This window comes from Leptolyngbya sp. KIOST-1, assembly GCF_000763385.1.
Taxonomy (GTDB): domain Bacteria; phylum Cyanobacteriota; class Cyanobacteriia; order Phormidesmidales; family Phormidesmidaceae; genus Nodosilinea.
In genome coordinates this window covers 1,743,394-1,762,385 of sequence record NZ_JQFA01000004.1, presented here as the reverse complement: position 1 = coordinate 1,762,385, position 18,992 = coordinate 1,743,394, and the positions used below count along the sequence as shown (strand labels likewise).

The window sequence follows — 18,992 nt, the reverse complement described above, 5'->3', positions numbered from 1 at the left end:
CCGGATCAGGGTTCCCTGGGTTAGAGCGGCGCTCAAGCGTCGTAGGTGAGAGATGGCTGAAGTTGTAGCTAATGGTTTAACTGACCTTCTTAAGGTCTTAATCGTTGAAGATACCGAAGACGATGCGCTGCTGACCGTTCAGACGTTGCGCCGGGGAGGGCTTGCCCTCGACTGGGAGCGAGTTCAAACGGCGGCGGAACTGCGCCATGCCCTCAACGCTCGCCCCTGGGACGTGGTGATTTCTGACCACAACCTGCCCCAGTTCAATGCCCCTGCCGCCCTGTCCATCGTGCAGGAGCAGGGGCTAGACCTGCCGTTTATTGTGGTGTCTGGCACTATCGGTGAGCAGCAGGCCGTGACGATGATGAAGGCCGGAGCCCACGACTACCTGATGAAGGACAACCTGGCCCGCCTGCCCGAGGCGGTGCGGCGAGAGGTGCGCGAGGCCCAAAACCGCCGCGATCGCCAGCGGATCAAAGCGGCGCTCAACCTCAGCGAGGCCCGATTTCAAAAGCTGGTGGATACCCAACCCGGCGTGCTTTACACCGCCATTCAGGACCAGCAGGGCGATCGCGCCTTTACCTACGTCAGCCCCACCTGGCCCGATCTGTTTGAGGTCTCCATTGCCGCCACCCTGGCCGATGCCGAGCTAATTTTCAATCTCTTTCACCCCGACGACCGGGCGGGCTATGCCGCCGCCGAGGCCGAAAGCCTGGCCACCCTGATGCCCTTTCGCCACGAGTGGCGCATCGTCACCCCGACAGGCAAAACTAAGTGGATTCAGGCCAACCTCCGGCCCGAGCGCCTGCCCGGTGGAGCCGTGCAGTGGTTTGGCGTGCTCCTGGAGGTGAGCTGCCGCAAGCGGGCGGAGCTGGCGGTGGTGCGCCAGCTCGACCTCAACCGGCTGATGGTCGATGTCACCAGCCGCTTTGTCGACGTCAGGGCCGCCGATTTCGACGCCGAGGTGACGCGATCGCTGCAGCTGATTGGCGACTTTCTCCAGGCCGACCACGGCTACGTGACGCTCTTTGACAGTCTCAGCGCCCCGGCTTGCGATCGCACCATGCGGGTCACCCACCAGTGGTACCGCCCCGGCTGCGAGGGGGCCAGCCAGCCCCCGGCATCCATCCCCCTGGCCGCCTTTCCCTGGGCCACAGCCGCGCTGCTGAGGCGCGAGGTGATTGGCGTGCCCCAGGTGGACGCCCTGCCCGACCCCTGCGCCACCGATCGGGCCAGCTGGCAGCAATTTAACATTCAGGCGGTGCTGTCAGCCCCGCTGATTCAAAAGACCAGTGTGGTGGGTCACGTGGGATTCTTGACCTTTGGCCGTCCCATGCTGTGGGACGAGAACACCCAGCAGCTCCTGCCGGTGCTGGCCCAGACCCTGGCCAATACCCAGGAGCGACGCCAGGCCGAAACGGTGCTGGCCCAGCGGGAGGCCCAGAGCTGGGCGATGCTCTCGGTGATGCCCGACCTGCTGGTGCGAATGGGGGCCGATGGCCGCTACCGCGAAGTTCTGAGCCAGGGGCACCCGCTCGATATTGTGCCGTCCTCCCAGAGTCGGGTGGGTCGTCATGTCTCGGAGCTGCTGCCCGCCGACCTGAGCGCACTGAAGCTCCAGGCCATTCGCCAGGCGCTGGCAACGGGGGAGGTGCAAACCTACGAGCAGCAGCTGCGGGTGGGCGATCGCGTGCAGGATGAGGAAGTGCGGGCGGTGCGGTGCGGCCAGGATGAAGTGCTGTTTTTAATTCGCGACATCAGCGATCGCAGGCGGTCGGAGCTGGCCCTACAGCAGAGCGAGGCCCACCAGCGAGCCCTGATCGAGGCCCTGCCCGATCTGCTGGTGCGGCTGAATCGGGATGGCATTTACCTGGAGTTTGCCGCCAGCCCCATTTTTCAGATTGTGGGCGATCTGGCGGAGCTGGTCGGCACCCACGTCAGCGACTCGCTGCCCCCTGCCGCGGCCCGACAACGCCTGAACGCCATCCAGCGCGCCCTGGACACTCAAACCATTCAGTTCTACGAACAGGATCTCTCCACGGCAGACAACTTTCGGATCGAAGAAGTGCGCGTTGTGCCCTACCGGGACGACGAGGTGCTGGCCCTGGTGCGCGACATTAGCGATCGCAAGCGGGCCGAGCAGCAGCTGCTGGAACTGAATCAGTCCCTGGAGCAGCAGGTGGCCGATCGCACCGCCGCTCTGCAGGAGCGGGAGGCCCGCTACCGGGGTCTGATGGAGGGGGCTAGCGACGCCATTCTGGTGGCTGACCCCCAGGGCCACATCCTGGAAGTCAACCGCCGTACCGAAGAGTTGTTTGGCTACTCCCGCGCCCAGCTGACCCAGATGCACCAGTCCCAGCTCCATCCCCAGGAGATGCTGGCTGAGATCAGGGCCATGTTTCATGAATCGATCGATCTGGACCACTACCAGACGGTCAACGTGCCCATAGTGCGCGCCGACGGGCAGCAGGTGCCGGTCGATATTACGGCCACAACCATCACCCTGGGATCCACCCGGGTGGTGCAGGGCATTTTTCGAGACGTGAGCCAGCGGCAGCGGATCGAGGCCGAAAACCAAAGCCTGCGCGATCGGCTTGAGTTTTTGCTGTCCTCCAGCCCCGCCGTGATTTACAGCTGCAAAGTGGGCGGCGACTACTGGTCAACCTACATGAGCCCCAATGTCAGCCAGATCTTTGGCTATCAGCCCAGCGACTTCATCGGCGAGTCCAGCTTCTGGACCGATCGCATTCACCCCGACGACAGGGAGACCGTCCTGACCGAGATGGACGACTTGCTGATCACGGGCCATCATTGCCAGCAGTATCGGTTTCGCCATCGCGATGGGCATTACGTCTGGGCCGAGGACCACACCAAGCTGGTGCGCGACGATCAGGGCCAGCCCGTTGAGGTGATTGGCTTCTGGACCGACATTAGCGATCGCAAACAGGCTGAACTCGAGCGGGAAGAACTGGCCCAGCGCCTGGCCATCGCCCTCAAGTCGGGGGCGATCGGCTGCTGGGAGTGGGATCTCAAACACAATGTCCTCACCTGGGATGAGCGCATGTATGCCCTCTACGACGTGCCCTTCCAGAGCGGTGCAGTCTCGGCACCCCAGCCCTACACCCTGTGGACTAAGCGCATTCACCCCGAGGATCGCGCTGCTACCGAGACATTGCTGCACCAGGCCGTTTTGGGCACCACCCGGTACGATTCTGAATTTCGAGTCGTGCATAGCAACGGCAGCATTCACCACATCAAAGCCTACGGCGAGGTGCTGCACGATGAGCAGAGCTGCCCGATCAAAATGATTGGGGTCAATTTTGACATCAGCGCCCGGAAACAGGGCGAAGACGAACGCCAGCAGGCCGAGGCCGCTCTTCTGGCCAGCGAAATGAAGTACCGCCGCCTGACCGAAAACATCCCCAGCATGATCTTTCGCTTTAGCCTCGGGGCCGACGGTCAGCAGGCCTTTACCTACGTCAGCCCCCGCGTGCAGGAGATCTATGAGGTGACCGCCACCACGGCCATGCAGGATGTCTCAGCGCTCTTGTCCCTGGTCGTCGAGGCCGATCGCGAACCCCTGCAAGCCCTGATTGAGCAATCGGCCCGGCAGCTGACCCGGTTTGAGAGTGAGCACCGCATCGTCACCGCCAGCGGCGTGGCCAAGTGGGTTCGCGTCGAGTCGCTGCCCGAGGAACAGGCCAACGGAACCGTTGTCTGGGAGGGGTTTGTGCTGGATGTCAGCGATCGCAGGTGCGCTGAGGAAACCCTGCGGCAAACCAACGCCGAGCTGGTCCGCGCCACCCGGCTCAAAGACGAGTTTCTCGCCAACATGAGCCACGAACTGCGCACCCCCCTCAACGCTATTCTGGGTCTGAGCGAGGGGCTCCAGGAAGAGGTGTTTGGCCCCATCACCCCCCGCCAGCGCCGCTCCCTCGACACCATTGAGTCCAGCGCCACCCACCTGCTATCGCTGATCAACGACATTCTCGACGTGGCCAAAATCGAGTCGGGGCAAATCGATCTGAATCTCGCCCCCACGGCGATCGCGCCCCTCTGCCAGTCGAGCCTGGCATTTGTGCGGCAGCAGGCCCTCAAAAAGCGCGTTCAGCTGGCCGAGCGCATTCCTGCCCAGCTGGCAGAACTGGTGATCGATGAGCGCCGCATTCGCCAGGTATTGATCAATCTGCTCACCAACGCGGTCAAGTTCACCCCAGAGGGGGGGCGAGTGCTCCTTTCCGTAGCCGCCGACGCCCATCGCGAGGGCAACAGCACCCGGCACGTCATCCGCTTTACCGTCGAGGATACCGGGATTGGTATTGCCCCCGACGATATTCCCAGGCTCTTTCAGCCCTTTATTCAGATTGATAGCGCCCTCAATCGCCAGTACCAGGGCACCGGGCTGGGGTTAGCCCTGGTCAAGCAGATCACCGAGCTGCACAACGGCCAGGTGACGCTGACCAGTGAGGTCGGGGTGGGGAGTTGCTTCAGGGTTGAGCTGCCCTATACCCCAGCGGCCAGGCCCAGGGAATCGACGCCCGTGCTGGCCGATCCGCCTGACCATCCGGTGGGGCCTGCGCCGGGGCGATCGCCCCGGATTTTACTGGCCGAAGACCAGGAGGCCAACATCAGCACCATCGCCCACTACCTGAGCGCCAAAGGCTACCGTATAGCGGTGGCGCGCCGTGGGGAAGAGGCGGTAGCTATGGCCCGGGCGGAACATCCCGACTTGATCCTGATGGATATTCAAATGCCTGGAATGGACGGCCTGGAGGCCATTCGCCGCCTGAGAGCGGATCCCAGCCTGGCCCACCTGCCGATCATTGCTCTCACCGCCCTCGCCACTGAGGCCGATCGCGATCGCTGCCTGGCCGCCGGCGCCAATCAGTACATGAGTAAACCCGTCAAGCTCAAGCAGCTAACCGCCCATGTTCAGCACCTGCTCACCTACGCGTAATCGATGATGAAGCCGATCTCAATTCTGGTGATTGACGATGACCCTAACAATTTTGACGTCATCGAAACGCTGTTAGATGACCAGGACTATCAGCTGCAGTATGTCAGCAGCGGCGTAGCGGCGATTGAGTCCCTCGACTACCTCAATCCCGACCTGATTTTGCTGGATGTCATGATGCCCGACCTCGACGGCATTGAAGTGTGCCAGCGGATCAGGGCCATGCCAGAGCATGCCGCCATTCCAATTATTATGGTGACGGCTCTGAGTGAAAAGCAGGATCTGGCCCGCTGCTTTGGGGCCGGAGCCAACGACTTTATCAGCAAGCCTGTCAGCGGTCTGGAGTTGACCGCCCGGGTGCGGTCGATGCTGCTGCTGCGCGAACAGTACCAGCAACTGGAGGCCATCAATACCCATCTGGAAGCCAAGGTGCTGGAGCGCACGGCTCAGCTGCAAGCCATCATCCTCCAGGATGACCTGACCCGGCTGCCCAGTCGAGTTTGCCTCACCCAGAACCTGGCCGATTTGCTGCGGGCCAAAGCCGCAGACTTTGCCGTGGTCTACCTCGATTGTGACCAGTTCAAGCTGATCAACGGCTCCTTTGGCTATGCCGTTAGCAACCAGCTGCTGATCGCGATCGCCGAACGGCTGAAGCCGCACTTAGCCGCAGGAGACTTGCTAGCCCGGCTGAGCGGCAACGAGTTTTGCTTTTTGCTGCGCCAGATCGACGGTGTCCCCAGCCTCGAACCCCGAGTGCAGGGCATTTTAAAAAGCTTTGATACCCCCTTTGCCGTCGCTGGAATCGACATTTTCATCACCGCCTGCGTGGGCATCGCCCTGGCCAACAGCGCCTACCAGTACCCCGAACAACCGCTGCAGGATGCCAGCATTGCCATGTATCAGGCCAAACAGCAGGGGGCCGGCAGCTATCAATTTTTCTGTCCCGAAATGCATCAGACCATGGTGCAGCGTCTAGCCCTGGAGAGCGATCTCAAGCGCGCCCTGGAACGCCAGGAATTTGTGGTGTACTACCAGCCCATTGTTCGACTCAAAACGTTTGCGCTGGTTGGGTTAGAAGCTCTGGTGCGCTGGCAGCACCCCGAGCGCGGTCTGATCGCGCCGGGGGAATTCATTCCGCTGATGGAAACGACTGGCCTGGTGGTCCCCGTGGGCCTTCTCATTCTCAGGCAGGCTTGCCAACAGCTATACCGCTGGCAGCAGCAGGGCTGGAGCGAGTTGACTGTCAGCGTCAATCTGTCGGTGCGGCAGTTTGCCTGCTCTACCCTCCTCGACGACATTGATCAAATCCTGGCCGAAACCCAGATCAACCCCGCCCGGCTCAAGCTAGAGATCACCGAAAGCGCCATCATGGACAACGCCGAAACCGCTATTGGCATTGTCGAAGCCCTGCGATCGCGCCAGATTCAAATCAGCATCGACGATTTCGGTACCGGCTACTCGTCCCTGGGCTACCTGCACCGGTTCTCGGTCAACGATCTCAAAGTCGACCGATCCTTTACCAACCAAATTCAGGTCTCTGAGTCGAAATACAAGGTGGTGGATACCATCGTCACCCTGGGCCAGCAGCTGGGCCTGACCGTCACCGCCGAAGGCATTGAAACTGAGCCCCAGCTGCGCCGTCTCCAGCAGCTTAACTGTGAACTGGGACAGGGATACCTTTTCTCTAAGCCCCTCCCGGCGGCCGACATCGACACTCACCTACAGTCGAACCCGGTGAACAATGCCCTGTTGAAACCAGCGGGAATGACGCTAGCTTGACCCTTTGCAGCCTCAGCAAGAGTCCCTCAGCCATGTCGCTAACGGCGTCAGCCCTGTTCTCAGCCTCCTGAGGCATTCGCCTTGGCTGAACGCAATGGCCATCACTATAATTTTGTCACCGGTTCTAGTGATCGCCGTAGTGCCATACCCGCCGATCTGGAGCTTGAATCATGGCAGTAGCCTGGGATACGTCTAGGGGTTTGGCAAACAAGTAGCCCTGGCCATAGTCGCACTGCGATGCCTCGAGGTAAAGCAAGTGCCGCACCGTTTCGATCCCCTCAGCTACGACCTTAACCCCCAGGTTGTGAGCTAGGCCGATGATAGACTGGGTAATGCTGAGGCTGGTTGTTTCGTCAGAACCGTCGATGCTGGCAATAAACGAGCGATCGATTTTTAGGGCATCAATGGGGAATCGATGCAGGTAGCTCAGCGAGGAATAGCCGGTACCAAAATCGTCAATATAGATTTGCACCCCCAGCTGCCTGAGCTGGTTAAAGATATCGACCGCTGATTGACTGTTGTCCATCACAATACTTTCGGTGATTTCAAGCTTCAGCTGCTCCGAGCGAATAGCATACTTATCCAGCATCATTTGAATTGTCTTCAGTAACCGGGCGTCGGCCATCTGCTGAGACGAGATATTGATACTGACCGACAGCTCTTGACACTCCGGTGAAATCTGGTTCCAGGCCTGCATTTGGGCACAAACCGCGTCTAAAGCCCAGGTGCCAATCTCGGTGATCAAGCCATTTTCCTCAGCCTGGGCAATAAATTCCGATGGACTCAGCAGCCCCCGTTCTGGATGATGCCAGCGAATCAGTGCTTCAAATCCCATTAAAGTTTGCCCCTTGAGGGCAACAATGGGCTGATAAACCATGCAGAACTCTTGATTTTGCAGCGCTCGTCTCAAATCGCCGTCCAACTTCAAACTGTCCATCGCTTTGCCCTGCATGTGATGATTAAACACCACATAGCGAGACCGCCCTGAAAACTTGGCCTGATACATGGCGGTATCTGCATCTCGCAAAATATCTTCTACGCACTGATAGCGCAAATCACTGGTCGCAATGCCAATGCTGGCGCTGGGAAAAACCTCATGTCCATTCAAACTGAGGGGCTTTGAAATTTCTCGCTGAATTCGCATCGCGATCTCTATGCTTTCATCGGTGCTGTTTAGGTCTTCCAATAAAATTGAAAACTCATCTCCGCCAAGTCTAGCGATCAGATCGGAGGGACGCATACAAGCCTTCAGTCGTTCAGAGACCTGGACTAAGAACTGATCGCCAACCAGGTGTCCAAAGCTGTCATTCACCAGTTTAAAGCGATCGAGATCGATAAATAAAATGGCGTATAGAGGAATGGTTTCCTTCTCTCTATGGGCCTGAATCAGGCGTGAAACTTTTCTCAAAAATAATGTGCGATTGGGCAACTGAGTCAGAGCATCATGACGAACATCGTGCAAAAGCTTTTCTTCCAAAGAGCTTTTCTGAGGAGTATGCTTGAATTTTGCGGCAAATACGTTAGGACGCACAGCCGTAATCTGCACTTCATAAAAGCTATTTTCCTGATCAGTAATTAACTCGCAAATAATGGGCTCAACAGGCTTCATGCTTTTGATGTCTTGTATAGCCTTAATAACCTTGTACTCATCAGCAGAAGCAAGTACGTGGTCAATAGGCCGACCTATATTGTGCTTGAATAGGCGAAAAAGGCTTAGATCTTGAATATCTAAAGCCTCTTTAAAGGATAAAATAGTGCCTATTTCGTCCAGGCATACTACGAACTCTGGGGATATGGTTTGCGATAGGACTTTTGCAGGCAAATCAGATAATTGCTCCTGATGCATGCAGGCAAGCAGGAACTTCTTAAAGTTTTTATAACCAAGTGGACTGCGATCGCCATCCTCAAGTTTGACAAATAGTGAATAAACACCCCGACAAATGACAATTAGATCACCATCCTGAAGCTGTTGAGACTTACGCACTACACCATTGATGGCCAGGCCATTCATACTTGGTTTTCCCTGCTCATTGCCATCGGCAATCCAGCAGGTTTCACCTATAGCCTGAATGACGGCATGGTGGCGAGAAACCCCCTTATACTGCAGAACAATATCGTTGCTATTATGGCGACCAATGGTTAGCTTTTCCTTTTCCAGGGGAAAAATCCGAATCGTATTACTATCGCAAACGATCAATGCATGCCTACTGGGCTTGCCAATTCTAGAGTAGTATTCTAATTCCTGAATACTACTTTGGTTAGATGCAACGACTTCACAGGCATTTCCATCAACTACTTCCGTTGAAGTTTTTTCCATTTTTAAGCTTTGTAACATCGCATCAATGTAAAAAATGTATCACCAATGTGCTCAGGATTTCCTTTTCCGTTTTATAAGTTACGCTTACAAACTCTTTGAGCTAAAAAAGACAGGCAGCTATTTATTGCTATAGAACATCCAATTAATAGCAAATAAAATTGTTGTTTTAGATCGGCAATATCACTTAGCTTTTTGGAAGCTATCCTGACCTGCTAAGCATAATCTCAAGGCTCAGGCTGTTCAAATTAACTTCGGAAATCCTTGCTATGTCGTCAGTCTGATTGCGAACCCAACATAGAGTTGCTAACCCTTGAACAACAATCTAGCCTAGTCTAAACACCTCTTTTGAGGTGTTTCTAGGACTGTGAAGATTGCTGATATTGGCTAAGTATTTAGAATTAGACCAATCGGGTACTTCCCTTATAGCGATGGCCATTGCGCTTAGGATATTGGCCTCTTCCAAAGGCATAAACTCGGGCGGTGCGATGCCGTACAGCCATCGCTTCAGGGGCATTGGTCATGTCCTAACGGTTCTGGCGATGGCTATACCCCTCTCGATGAGTTACGTACACTTTTAAAGTGTATGCATCAAATGTGGCATTCCTGTGGACATCAAATACGGAGACATAGGGGTTTCCCAACACATACTGTCGCGTGGCCCCATTCATGGCGTTGGGGGTCTTCTGGCAATCCAACTTAAGTCAGCAGCCTGAATGGGGTGGTCGTTGCTAAGCCTGGTGGGCGTTCATCCAACGTAACCTGAACAGGGCAACAGCGTGAAAAAGAACGTCGTTCCTACGCCTGGCTGAGACGTAACCCAAATTCGTCCACCGTGGTTCTCAACAATTTTTTTACAGGTAGCTAGGCCAATGCCAGTGCCTGGATAATGTTCCGCAGCCTGGGTTCTTCGAAAGATATCAAAAACTTTTTCAAGGTTATGGGACTCAATACCTATACCATGATCGCGAATCTGAAATAGCCAGTGATTACCATCCTCCCGCACAGAAATTTCAATTTTTGGGGGCGTCCCAGGATGGACAAATTTAATAGCGTTGCTAATAAGATTTTGCAACAACTGAATTAGCTGAGCTTCATAACCCAGCACCGTGGGAAGCGATTCATAGTCAACGCTAATTTCACCCTGGATAATATCGCTGTGAAGATTATCTAAGACCTGCTTCAAAACCTCTTTAACATCAACCGGAATCATCGCCTTATCTCCGACCCCTACCTTGGAGTAGGACAATAGCTCTTGGATTAGAATCTGCATTCGACTACCGGAGTTGTAGATCCGGTTGAGATAGTCTAAAGCTGCCTCATCCAGAGTCTCTTGGTAGGTTAGCTGCATAATTTTTGCAAATCCAGTAATGCCTTGCAGCGGCTGCTGCAGGTCGTGGGAAACGACATAGGCAAATTGCTCTAACTCTCGATTGGAGCGAACAAGTTCTCGATTGTGCTCTATCAACTGTTGCTGTAGTCTCTGAATACAGAGCTGGTGCTCAATTCGGGCTAGGACCTCCATTTCTTGAAAAGGCTTGGTAACATAGTCAACCCCTCCCGCCGCAAAAGCCCTAACCTTATCTGTAGCATCGTCTAGCGCACTGATAAAAATAATGGGTACATCTCGGGTTTTGGGGTCTGCCTTCAAATGCTGACAAACCCTATAGCCATCCATTTCAGGCATTTTGATGTCGAGCAAAATTAAATCTGGCGGGTCGGCTTGGACAGAGGCGATCGCCCGCTGCCCACTTAAAGCCTTACGAACCTCATACCCTTGGTTTGTTAACATGGCAGACAATACTCGCAGATTGTCCGGGGTGTCATCTACGAGTAAAATATCTACTCTCTTGCTGTCTTGAGAATAGCTGCTTAGGTTGGCTACCTTATTCATAATCTTCTTTTATTTTTTGAATTAAATCAATTATGTTTTCAAACCGAAAGTCCTTGGCCCAGGCAGTTAAGCTAAAAGCCAACAAAGAAAGTTCTGCTGGAATTTGACTAATAAGATAAATGATATCGTGATCAAGCCCCTTTATAGCAGCGCAGTGAAGCTGATCAATCCAATCAGGGGACATCTGCGTCAGGTAGCCTTTAAGGTCTAGATCTACAGGTGGCTTGTCCAATTGTTCGCTATCGGAAAACTGCGGCGTCAACCGTTGGTCAAACCGATCGCTCGCTAGCTCCATTTGATATTTGCCAATTTTCGCGATTGCTAGTAGGTCATTAATTAGTGCCAGCAAATGGTTGCCGTTTCGATAGATTATTTGCCAGTTTTCCTGGTCTTCAGGGCTGAGAGAATCACTGCTCTGAAACACCTGGGTAACGCCTAAAATAGCATTGAGAGGGGTTCTCAACTCATGGCTGATAGACTCCAAAAACTCGCTTTTCGCACGACTAGCCATCTCAGCAGTATTTTTTGCTTCTAAGAGTTCAGCGGTGCGTTGGGCAACTCGATCTTCAAGTTCAAAAAAAGATTCCTTTAATTCCAGAGCCATTTGATTGACGGTCTGAGCTAAATCATCTAGCTCTTGGATAGGTTGGCTATCAACTGTTTGCTCGAGATTTCCGTCAGCAATCTCCTGGGTAACTTTCACCAAACGATGGATATACTGGCTCATCCATCGTGAAGTTATCAGACCCAGAAAAATAGCAGATATTAAAGCTAGCAAACACAGCAGCACTGTAGTGCGCGTATTGGCATTAATCTGCTCCATAAAATTTGATCTGGGCACTACAATTACGATTAGCCAGTCTAAGCCATAGGAATCCTGCCAAGGAGTCACCTGAAGAAAGTCTCGCTTCCCTAAAACGGGAAAGTCAAACTGCTGACTAGACTTAATCTCGCTAAAACTGCCATATTTATTAAGCAAACATTTCGCTGCCTTTTGGATTAGAAGATGTTTGCTTTCAACAGCATAAGAACGACTATTGTCGGCATTATTAGCAAAAAAAGGTTCTGGTTTTGAGCTGGCTACTAGCAAACCACTGCGCTCAACAATAAATATTTCTCCACCAGAATCTAAATCTCTCAAGAATTGGTTTAAGTCGGAAATCAGCAAGTCGACGCCAATTACTCCCTGCAGAGTATTGTCCTCATCATAAATAGGATAGCTAGATGAAATAGACATGATTTCAGGTTTGTCATCCCACTGGTAGATACTACTCCAGGCGGGTGCTTGGGCCGCAATCGCGTCAGCATACCAGGCTTCCTCTACCACTGGAGGCTGATCATGGCTAACCTCCATTAGCCCTATGCGGTTCCCCTCTGCATCGGTTTGGTAAATAGACATTCTGGATAAGAACGGTTGGCGCGTTTCGTTGATTAGTATTTGACCGTTGCTCGACCGCTCAATACCAATGAACTCTCCTTGAGGGTTAGCAAAATTGATATAACCTACGTCGAACAATTTTATTTGGCGGTGAAATGTTTGTTCGATCTGTTCAAAGTTACTCAGATCTAAGCGGCCAGTGTTGATCGCATCTGTATTTAGCTCATTAATCAAAATAGGTAAAGCCAAACGATCTTCAAGGTGATGCGTAACTTGGCTGGCCAGGTGAAGATGTAGTTGAGTAACAAGTTCAGCAATGGCTTTTTCACCATTCAGGAGTGAGAACCAACCGGTCAAACCCACCGCTAAAGCTACCTGCGAAACAAAGGGAACCACCAATATTAGTCGAAGTGGCAGTTTAGGCGATTGCTTGAAGGTTAGATATCGAAACAGCCTGAGGTGCATCTTAGAAGGGTTAATGTTGGTCGATGAAGTGTGTTTATTTAAGCTGCGAATGGGTGAGGAAAATAATTTCGTCGAAGAGGAAATTCTCTGCCCAGTGGGTCAGCGCTATGGTCAACGGAGCAAGGTTCGCGGGTATTTGTTGGATCAAGCTCAAAATTACTTTGTCAATGCCTCGAATAGCACAGTCATGAAGTTGTTGAATCCAGTCTGAGGGCATCTCCGCCAGCAGATCAGCCAGTTCTTGAGCAGAAGCCAAACTAACATTCGGCTCATCAGCGGGCTGTAAGCAATTTTTTTCGTAGATATAGCGTACCCCAAGGTGCTCTGATATTTTGCTCAGTAGCAGGGTTTCCTGGAGTGGTTTACGCAAAAAATCATCACAGCCGATTGCTGCTGCGTTTGATTTTGTCTCTTCAAAAACGCTGGCGGTTAGCGCAATAATTTTAGTGCGGTTCGGAAAATCAAGGGGGAGATGTGCGGCATCGACTTCTGTTCCATTGGGGGGAGTAGCGTTGCTCAAGCACAGAATCTGCTGGCGATCGTACTCGATAGAACGGATGACCTGGGTCGCTTTTACCCCATCCATGACGGGCATGCGTAAATCCATCAGGATCAGGTGAGGATGCCACTGTTGCCAGATCTCAACACCTTCCTGACCATGCCTGGCTTCCCGCAGTTGAAAACCAATGGGGTCTAGGAGTTTAACGAGTAGTTGACTATTTTCCCACTGATCTTCGACTATTAAAATGCGGTACTCGGGCTGGTTAGTCGCAAGGGCGATCGCCCGTCCCTCTGACCATAAAACTTTGGGCTCAGTTCTATCGGCCAGGGCAACCTGTATGTAGAACTGAAAAATACTCCCTTTCCCTAGGCTGCTGTGGGCAGTGATGTCGCCTCCCATCAGACGAATGAACTTTTGGCTAATAGCTAAACCCAAACCCGTACCCTCGGAGATACGATGATTAGAACCAACCTGACTGAAGGGTTGAAACAGGTGGTTAAGCTCCTCAGCCGCAATGCCCAAACCGGTATCTTCAACCTGAAATGTCAGGGTGATGGGGCGATTTGACCTATTTTCACAGGATTTTACCTGCAGGCTGACCTCCCCCACATCAGTAAATTTGATCGCATTGCCAACTAAATTGAGCAAGACCTGGCGCAGTTTGCTTTCGTCAGTGGTGACATACTGGGGTAGCTCAGCCGCGCGTTTAAAAGTTAGTTTCAGGTGCTTGCTTTCGGCTTTAAAGCGCACCATGGCTTCTAAGTCAGCGAGCAGAGCGTAGAGATCGATACTGGTTTCATTGAGCTGAACTCGACCCGACTCAATCTTAGACATTTCTAAAACGTCGTTGATCAAGCCCAGCAAGTGTTGACCACTGCGGTTGATAATTTTGAGGTGGTTGCGGTGCTCAATCTGTAGCGACTGATCGTGGCTAATGACCTGAGTAAAACCCAGAATTACGTTTAGCGGGGTACGCAACTCGTGGCTCATGTTGGCCAAAAAGTCTCCTTTGGCACGGCTGGCGGCTTCACTACGCTCGGCCTCGCGCAGAGCGGCTTCCTTGGCGCGCTGCAGGTTGGCCTCCGCCTCTTTGTGGGCAGTCGTTTCTTCTAAAACCAGCAAAAAGCTTGGCGCAGCTGAGCTGGTGGGGGAATGAGAAATCAGTGGGGAGGCAGGCAGCGGCTGCAACACAAGGTCAAACCAGCGGTTGTTCCACTGGATGTCGTGATAGCGGAAGGGGTAGCCCAGGCTAAGGGTGGCCAGACTGGCCTGCCACTGGGCAGGACTAAGCCATTGGGGGATCAGAGCCTGGTCGATGGGACTACCCACTGCGACCTGCAGCAGGTCAAGGGCGACAGGATTACAAAACCAGATGGTGCCGCCCCAGTCGGCCGCCAGCAGCCCCATGGGTAGGGTACGAGCGATCGCCGTTTGCATGGCCTGGGAACGCCCCAACTGCTCCGCCAGATCGGCCAGTTGCGCCACCTGCGACACCGCTCCCCGGGGTCGGGGTAGGGCTGCGGTTTTGGCGACTGGCTGCCCTGGCTCCAGAGGCAGGATCAGGTCCTGGTGGTAGTGTTCCCACAGGTAGGAGACCTGCCGCCTGAGCAGATGGTCTTCGCGGAGGCGATCGCTGAGGGCTACAGCGGCCGCCGTGGCCACAAACAACGACACCGGAGCCGCCGTAGGCAACCAGTAGTGCAGGTGAAACAGCCCCAGGCTAAGCAACCCCCAGCCGCCGCACAGACCAACCATTGTGATCAGCTGCTGACGGGTATTCCAACCCGCCATAAACCAGCTCAACCCTGGCGCAGTGAGCAGAATTACCAGCCAAATCTGCGGGGACTGCAGGGGCTTCAGTGCCCTGGGGTGGAGCAGGTTATCAATAGCGGCGGCATGGAGATGCAGGCCACTGGCCGGGGGGTTGCGATCGAAGGGGGTGATGAGGGGGTCAAGTCCGGCTGCCGTTACCCCAACCAGCACAATTTTGTTTTGCAAAGCGGCGGTTGGAACCTTACCCTGCAAAACATCGGCGAAAGAAAAGGTCTGGAACTGGTCGGCGGGGCCAGGCCAGTTGACCCACAGGGAGGCAGCGGCAACGTCGGGCAGCGTAGCCGGGGCTGCCACCAAGCTGTAGGCCTGCAGAGCCACGATCGCCAGGGCGGGCTGTCCCTGCCGATTGAGCTGGAGCCGACGTACCAGGCCATCGTTGTCCTCCTGACGCATAATATGACCGGTGGCGATCGCAGCCTCATTTAAGGTCGGCACCGGCGTCAGCATTTCGCCCCTGGGATCCCATGCCTGGGCCAGTACCACCGCCCTCTGCTGCGCGATCGCCTCCGCCAGTTGAGCGTCCTCTGGGCTGGGCTCTGACCAGAGTAAGTTGAAGGCCACCACGCTGGCTCGATCGCGGCTCAGCTGATTGAGCAGCTGAGTGTAGTACCGACGCGGCCAGGGAAACCGCCCTAGCTGGGCAAGGCTGGCATCGTCAATAGCCACAATCACCAGCCGCTCGTCGATGGCCGTGGGGCCACGCAGTTCAAACAGCTCAGTGTAGATGATATGTTCTAAGGCTTGAAACCCATTGCTCCACAGCAACAGCCCGATCGCCACGGCGGCCAGCACGCCCGGCAACAGTCGCCAAAGCCCAGGGCTGCGACGTCTATTCATAGCCCGCTGTCCTGGTCAGCGCCAAGATTTCCTCAAACTGAAAGCGATTGGCCCAGGCGCGCAGCCCCTGCGCCAGGGAATCATGGGTGCTGGGCAACTGGTCGATCAATGCCAAAATTTGGCGATCGCTCCCCAGAATGGCGGCCTGGTGCAGTTGAAGAACCCAGTCCTCGGGTAGATCGCCCAGGGCGGGATCGCCGCTGTTCTCGCCAGGCTCGGCGGCAGTCGGGATGGTGGGGACAGCGATCGCCTGCGGGGCCTCTGGCGCCCTCTCCCCCAGGGCCACCGCGGCGATGTCGCTTGTATAGATGTAGGTCAATCCGGCATGCTGGGCCAACTTGGCAAACACCTCCTGCTCCCGGAAAGGCTTACTGATCACATCATCACAGCCGGCGGCCAAAATCATCGAGCGCTCTTCATCAAACGCGCTGCTGGTCACCGCGATAATCTTGGTCGCCTGAAAGTCCCCGGTTGCCACAGCCTTCATCTGCTGCTCCTGATCTCGAATGTGCCGAGTCGCCTCACACCCATCCATAATCGGCATCCGCATATCCATCAAAATAATCTGGGGATGCCACTGGGCCCATCGCTCGACCCCCTCTCGACCGTTCTGAGCCACCTGAACTTCGAGGCCTAAGGGCCGCAACAGCTGAATTAAAACCTGCTGATTCTCCCAATGGTCTTCGACAATCAGCAATCGGCAGGGTAAGTGTCTGGGGTGCAAACCCACAACCCTGCGAGCAGGATAGACAGTCACATCCTTCCCGCGGGATGAAACCCTAATCGGAATTTGAAACTGAAATTGACTGCCCCGATTAACCTCACTCTCTACGGTGATCGTGCCACCCATCAGCTGCACAAATTTTTGGCTAATGGTCAGACCTAAGCCCGTACCTTCTCCTGTCTGTTGCCCCCGGCGGGTCTGCACAAAGGGAGAAAATAACCGTTTTAGATCCTCCGGGGCAATGCCAGAACCCGTATCCTCAACCGCCACCCGGAGCAGCATAGACTCCAGGCTACCGTCAGGCTGTGGCGCTGCATCTACCCGCAGCGTAACCTCGCCATGCTCAGTAAACTTAATTGCATTCCCCAGCAGATTCAACAGCACCTGTCGCAGCTTTCCTTCATCGGCAAAAACATACTGGGGCAGGTGGGGAGATCGGTTAAAGGTCATGCTCAAGCGCTTGGCGCTGGCCTTGAGGTAGAGCATTTCGTAGAGAGTATTAAGCAGGTGATAGAGGTCAAACTCGGTGGTTTGAAGCTTGAGCCGACCGGCTTCAATCTTTGACATCTCTAGCACATCGTTAATTAAGGTCAGTAAGTGCTGTCCGCTGCGATCAATAATTGAAATGTATTCTCGAGTTTCTGAATTGAGATAGGAGTCTCGGTCGATAATTTGGGTAAACCCCAAAATGGCGTTCAGCGGAGTACGAAGCTCGTGGCTCATGTTGGCCAAAAACTCACTTTTGGCTCGGTTTGCGGTTTCTGCCGCCTCCTTCGCTTTTTCTAGGGCTAAAGCCTGCTCCTGAGTCTGAAGCAGGAGCGTCGCGACGGCATTTTCAGCTTGCTGGCGCTCTAGTTCGGCCCCTGCCCGGGCCGCAAAAATTCGAAGAATTTGCTGGGAAAACTCTTGATCTACTAATGGTTTGCGATCTAAAACCATCAGGTGCCCAATGATGTCTCCCCCAGAATTGGTTAGAGGAATCCCCAAATAGCTCTCGACTCCCATCGCCGCCAAATGCTCCAGGGTCGGAAAATGGGTTTGAATAGAATCGCGGTAGTAGACAATATCGCCCGCCAAAATTTTCTCACAGGGACTACCCGCCAGGGCATACTCAAACGGCTCCCCAAAGGTCTCCCCCTGCCAGAGAGCCAGGGTAAACGCCCTACTTTTGTGGGGCGCGATCAGCTCAGTCACACAGGCATAGTCAACCTGCAAAACCTCGGCTAGGTAACGCACCAGCGATCGAAAAAAATCCTGGCCCGTTTTAGCCGCCGTCCCTTCCACAATCAGACGGAGGGCCTGCTCCATTTGCTTGTAATCGCTGATGTCGGTAGCCACCCCCAGGGCCAGCACGGATTTCCCGTCAATCGTCTTTAAGGGCTTCTTTATTGTTCTAAAAACGCGAGGTTTGCCCGCTTTAGTAGTTATCATCTCCTCAATGATTTGAGGCTTGCCGGTGCTGATCACATCGCGATCAGCCTGAAGAAAAAGCTCCACTTCTGCAGCATTGGGGTTAAAATTGGCGTCGGTTTTGCCAATCAGTTTCTCCACGGTAGTCCCGTAGAGCTCAGCCACCGCCTGGTTGGCCAGCACAAATCGGCCCTCCCAATCTTTGGCAAAAATCAAATTGGTGGGTGTATCAATGACGTTGCGAAGGAATTCCTGCTGCCGCTGCAGCGTCAGTTCAGCCTGATGGTGTTCCCGATGCAGCTGGAGATGCTCCTGGTGCAGGGCCAGCGCGGCGGCGGCGGCATTGAGTAAGTTGATTTCCAGTGAGTCCCACTCACAGGCTACCTGGCAATTGTCAAAGCCAATAAACCCAAACAGTTGATTCTTGACCCTCAGCGGCAAAACTAAAATCGCCAAAATGCCCTGGGGTTCTAGCACCAGGCGCTCTGGTTCAGGTAGGTCGGCCACAAGGCCATGGATACGGTTGCCGCTATCCAGTTCGGCAGCCCAGCGGGGGAGAAAGTCTGGGTAGGGTAAGTTTTGAAGCAGCAGATTGTCCCGTTGAGGTGAGATACCGGCGGCACACCACTCGGCCCGCTGGCTCATGAGCATTTGACCCTGCCGATCGCAATGACGTTCAAACAGGTACACTCGGGAAGCGCCAGAGGCCAACCCAAGTTGGGCTAAGATTTCATCGTACTGGTATTGATGGGTTTTAGTTTGCAGCAGTTGCTGCTGAATTTCTACCAGGGCTGCCAGATAGCGTTCTCGTTTTGCCAACGCAATTTCTGACTGCTTGCGGCTAGTTTCGTCCCGTTGAACACCAAAGTGACCCGTAATATTGCCCTGCTCATCGTAGAGGC

At 54.3% G+C, this 18,992-nt stretch carries 7 protein-coding genes; 2 read left to right on the top strand and 5 right to left on the bottom strand.

The window, feature by feature from the left end:
• Nucleotides 1–52: 52 nt before the first annotated feature.
• Both NF78_RS28600 and NF78_RS24740 read left to right on the top strand, forming a co-directional pair.
• Entirely contained in the window at nucleotides 53–4,957 is a 4,905-nt protein-coding gene (locus NF78_RS28600; protein WP_072016244.1) for a PAS domain S-box protein, read from the top strand.
• A 3-nt stretch (nucleotides 4,958–4,960) separates the two neighbouring features.
• Complete coding sequence (locus NF78_RS24740) at nucleotides 4,961–6,733, top strand: putative bifunctional diguanylate cyclase/phosphodiesterase (protein ID WP_052050923.1); 1,773 nt, start codon at nucleotides 4,961–4,963, stop codon at nucleotides 6,731–6,733.
• A gap of 124 nt (nucleotides 6,734–6,857) precedes the next feature.
• On the opposite strand, the gene NF78_RS30050 is transcribed toward NF78_RS24740, so the two are convergent.
• From NF78_RS30050 to NF78_RS28595, 5 genes are all read right to left on the bottom strand, one after another.
• Entirely contained in the window at nucleotides 6,858–9,068 is a 2,211-nt protein-coding gene (locus NF78_RS30050; protein WP_072016243.1) for an EAL domain-containing protein, read from the bottom strand.
• A 727-nt stretch (nucleotides 9,069–9,795) separates the two neighbouring features.
• Nucleotides 9,796–10,941 carry a response regulator gene (locus NF78_RS24730; protein WP_035992599.1) on the bottom strand — a complete coding sequence of 382 codons (1,146 nt, stop codon included), beginning with the start codon at nucleotides 10,939–10,941 and terminating at the stop codon, nucleotides 9,796–9,798.
• On the bottom strand, nucleotides 10,934–12,715 hold the full coding sequence (locus NF78_RS24725) for a hybrid sensor histidine kinase/response regulator (protein ID WP_225885411.1): 1,782 nt from the start codon (nucleotides 12,713–12,715) through the stop codon (nucleotides 10,934–10,936). The genes NF78_RS24730 and NF78_RS24725 overlap by 8 nt, the downstream gene beginning before the upstream one ends.
• Nucleotides 12,716–12,818: 103 nt before the next feature.
• A complete protein-coding gene (locus NF78_RS24720) occupies nucleotides 12,819–15,956 on the bottom strand; it encodes a CHASE2 domain-containing protein (protein WP_035992596.1) in 3,138 nt (1,045 codons plus the stop codon).
• Nucleotides 15,949–18,909: an ATP-binding protein gene (locus NF78_RS28595; RefSeq protein WP_052050921.1), complete on the bottom strand. Its 2,961-nt coding sequence runs from the start codon at nucleotides 18,907–18,909 to the stop codon at nucleotides 15,949–15,951. The genes NF78_RS24720 and NF78_RS28595 overlap by 8 nt, the downstream gene beginning before the upstream one ends.
• Nucleotides 18,910–18,992: the final 83 nt, after the last annotated feature.

Bases quoted from the DNA above. Each gene is read 5' to 3' on its own strand.
- NF78_RS24730 (WP_035992599.1), bottom strand. From the start codon at position 10,941: ATGAATAAGGTAGCCAACCTAAGCAGCTATTCTCAAGACAGCAAGAGA.
- NF78_RS30050 (WP_072016243.1), bottom strand. From the start codon at position 9,068: ATGTTACAAAGCTTAAAAATGGAAAAAACTTCAACGGAAGTAGTTGAT.
- NF78_RS24740 (WP_052050923.1), top strand. From the start codon at position 4,961: ATGATGAAGCCGATCTCAATTCTGGTGATTGACGATGACCCTAACAAT.
- NF78_RS28600 (WP_072016244.1), top strand. From the start codon at position 53: ATGGCTGAAGTTGTAGCTAATGGTTTAACTGACCTTCTTAAGGTCTTA.
- NF78_RS24720 (WP_035992596.1), bottom strand. From the start codon at position 15,956: ATGAATAGACGTCGCAGCCCTGGGCTTTGGCGACTGTTGCCGGGCGTG.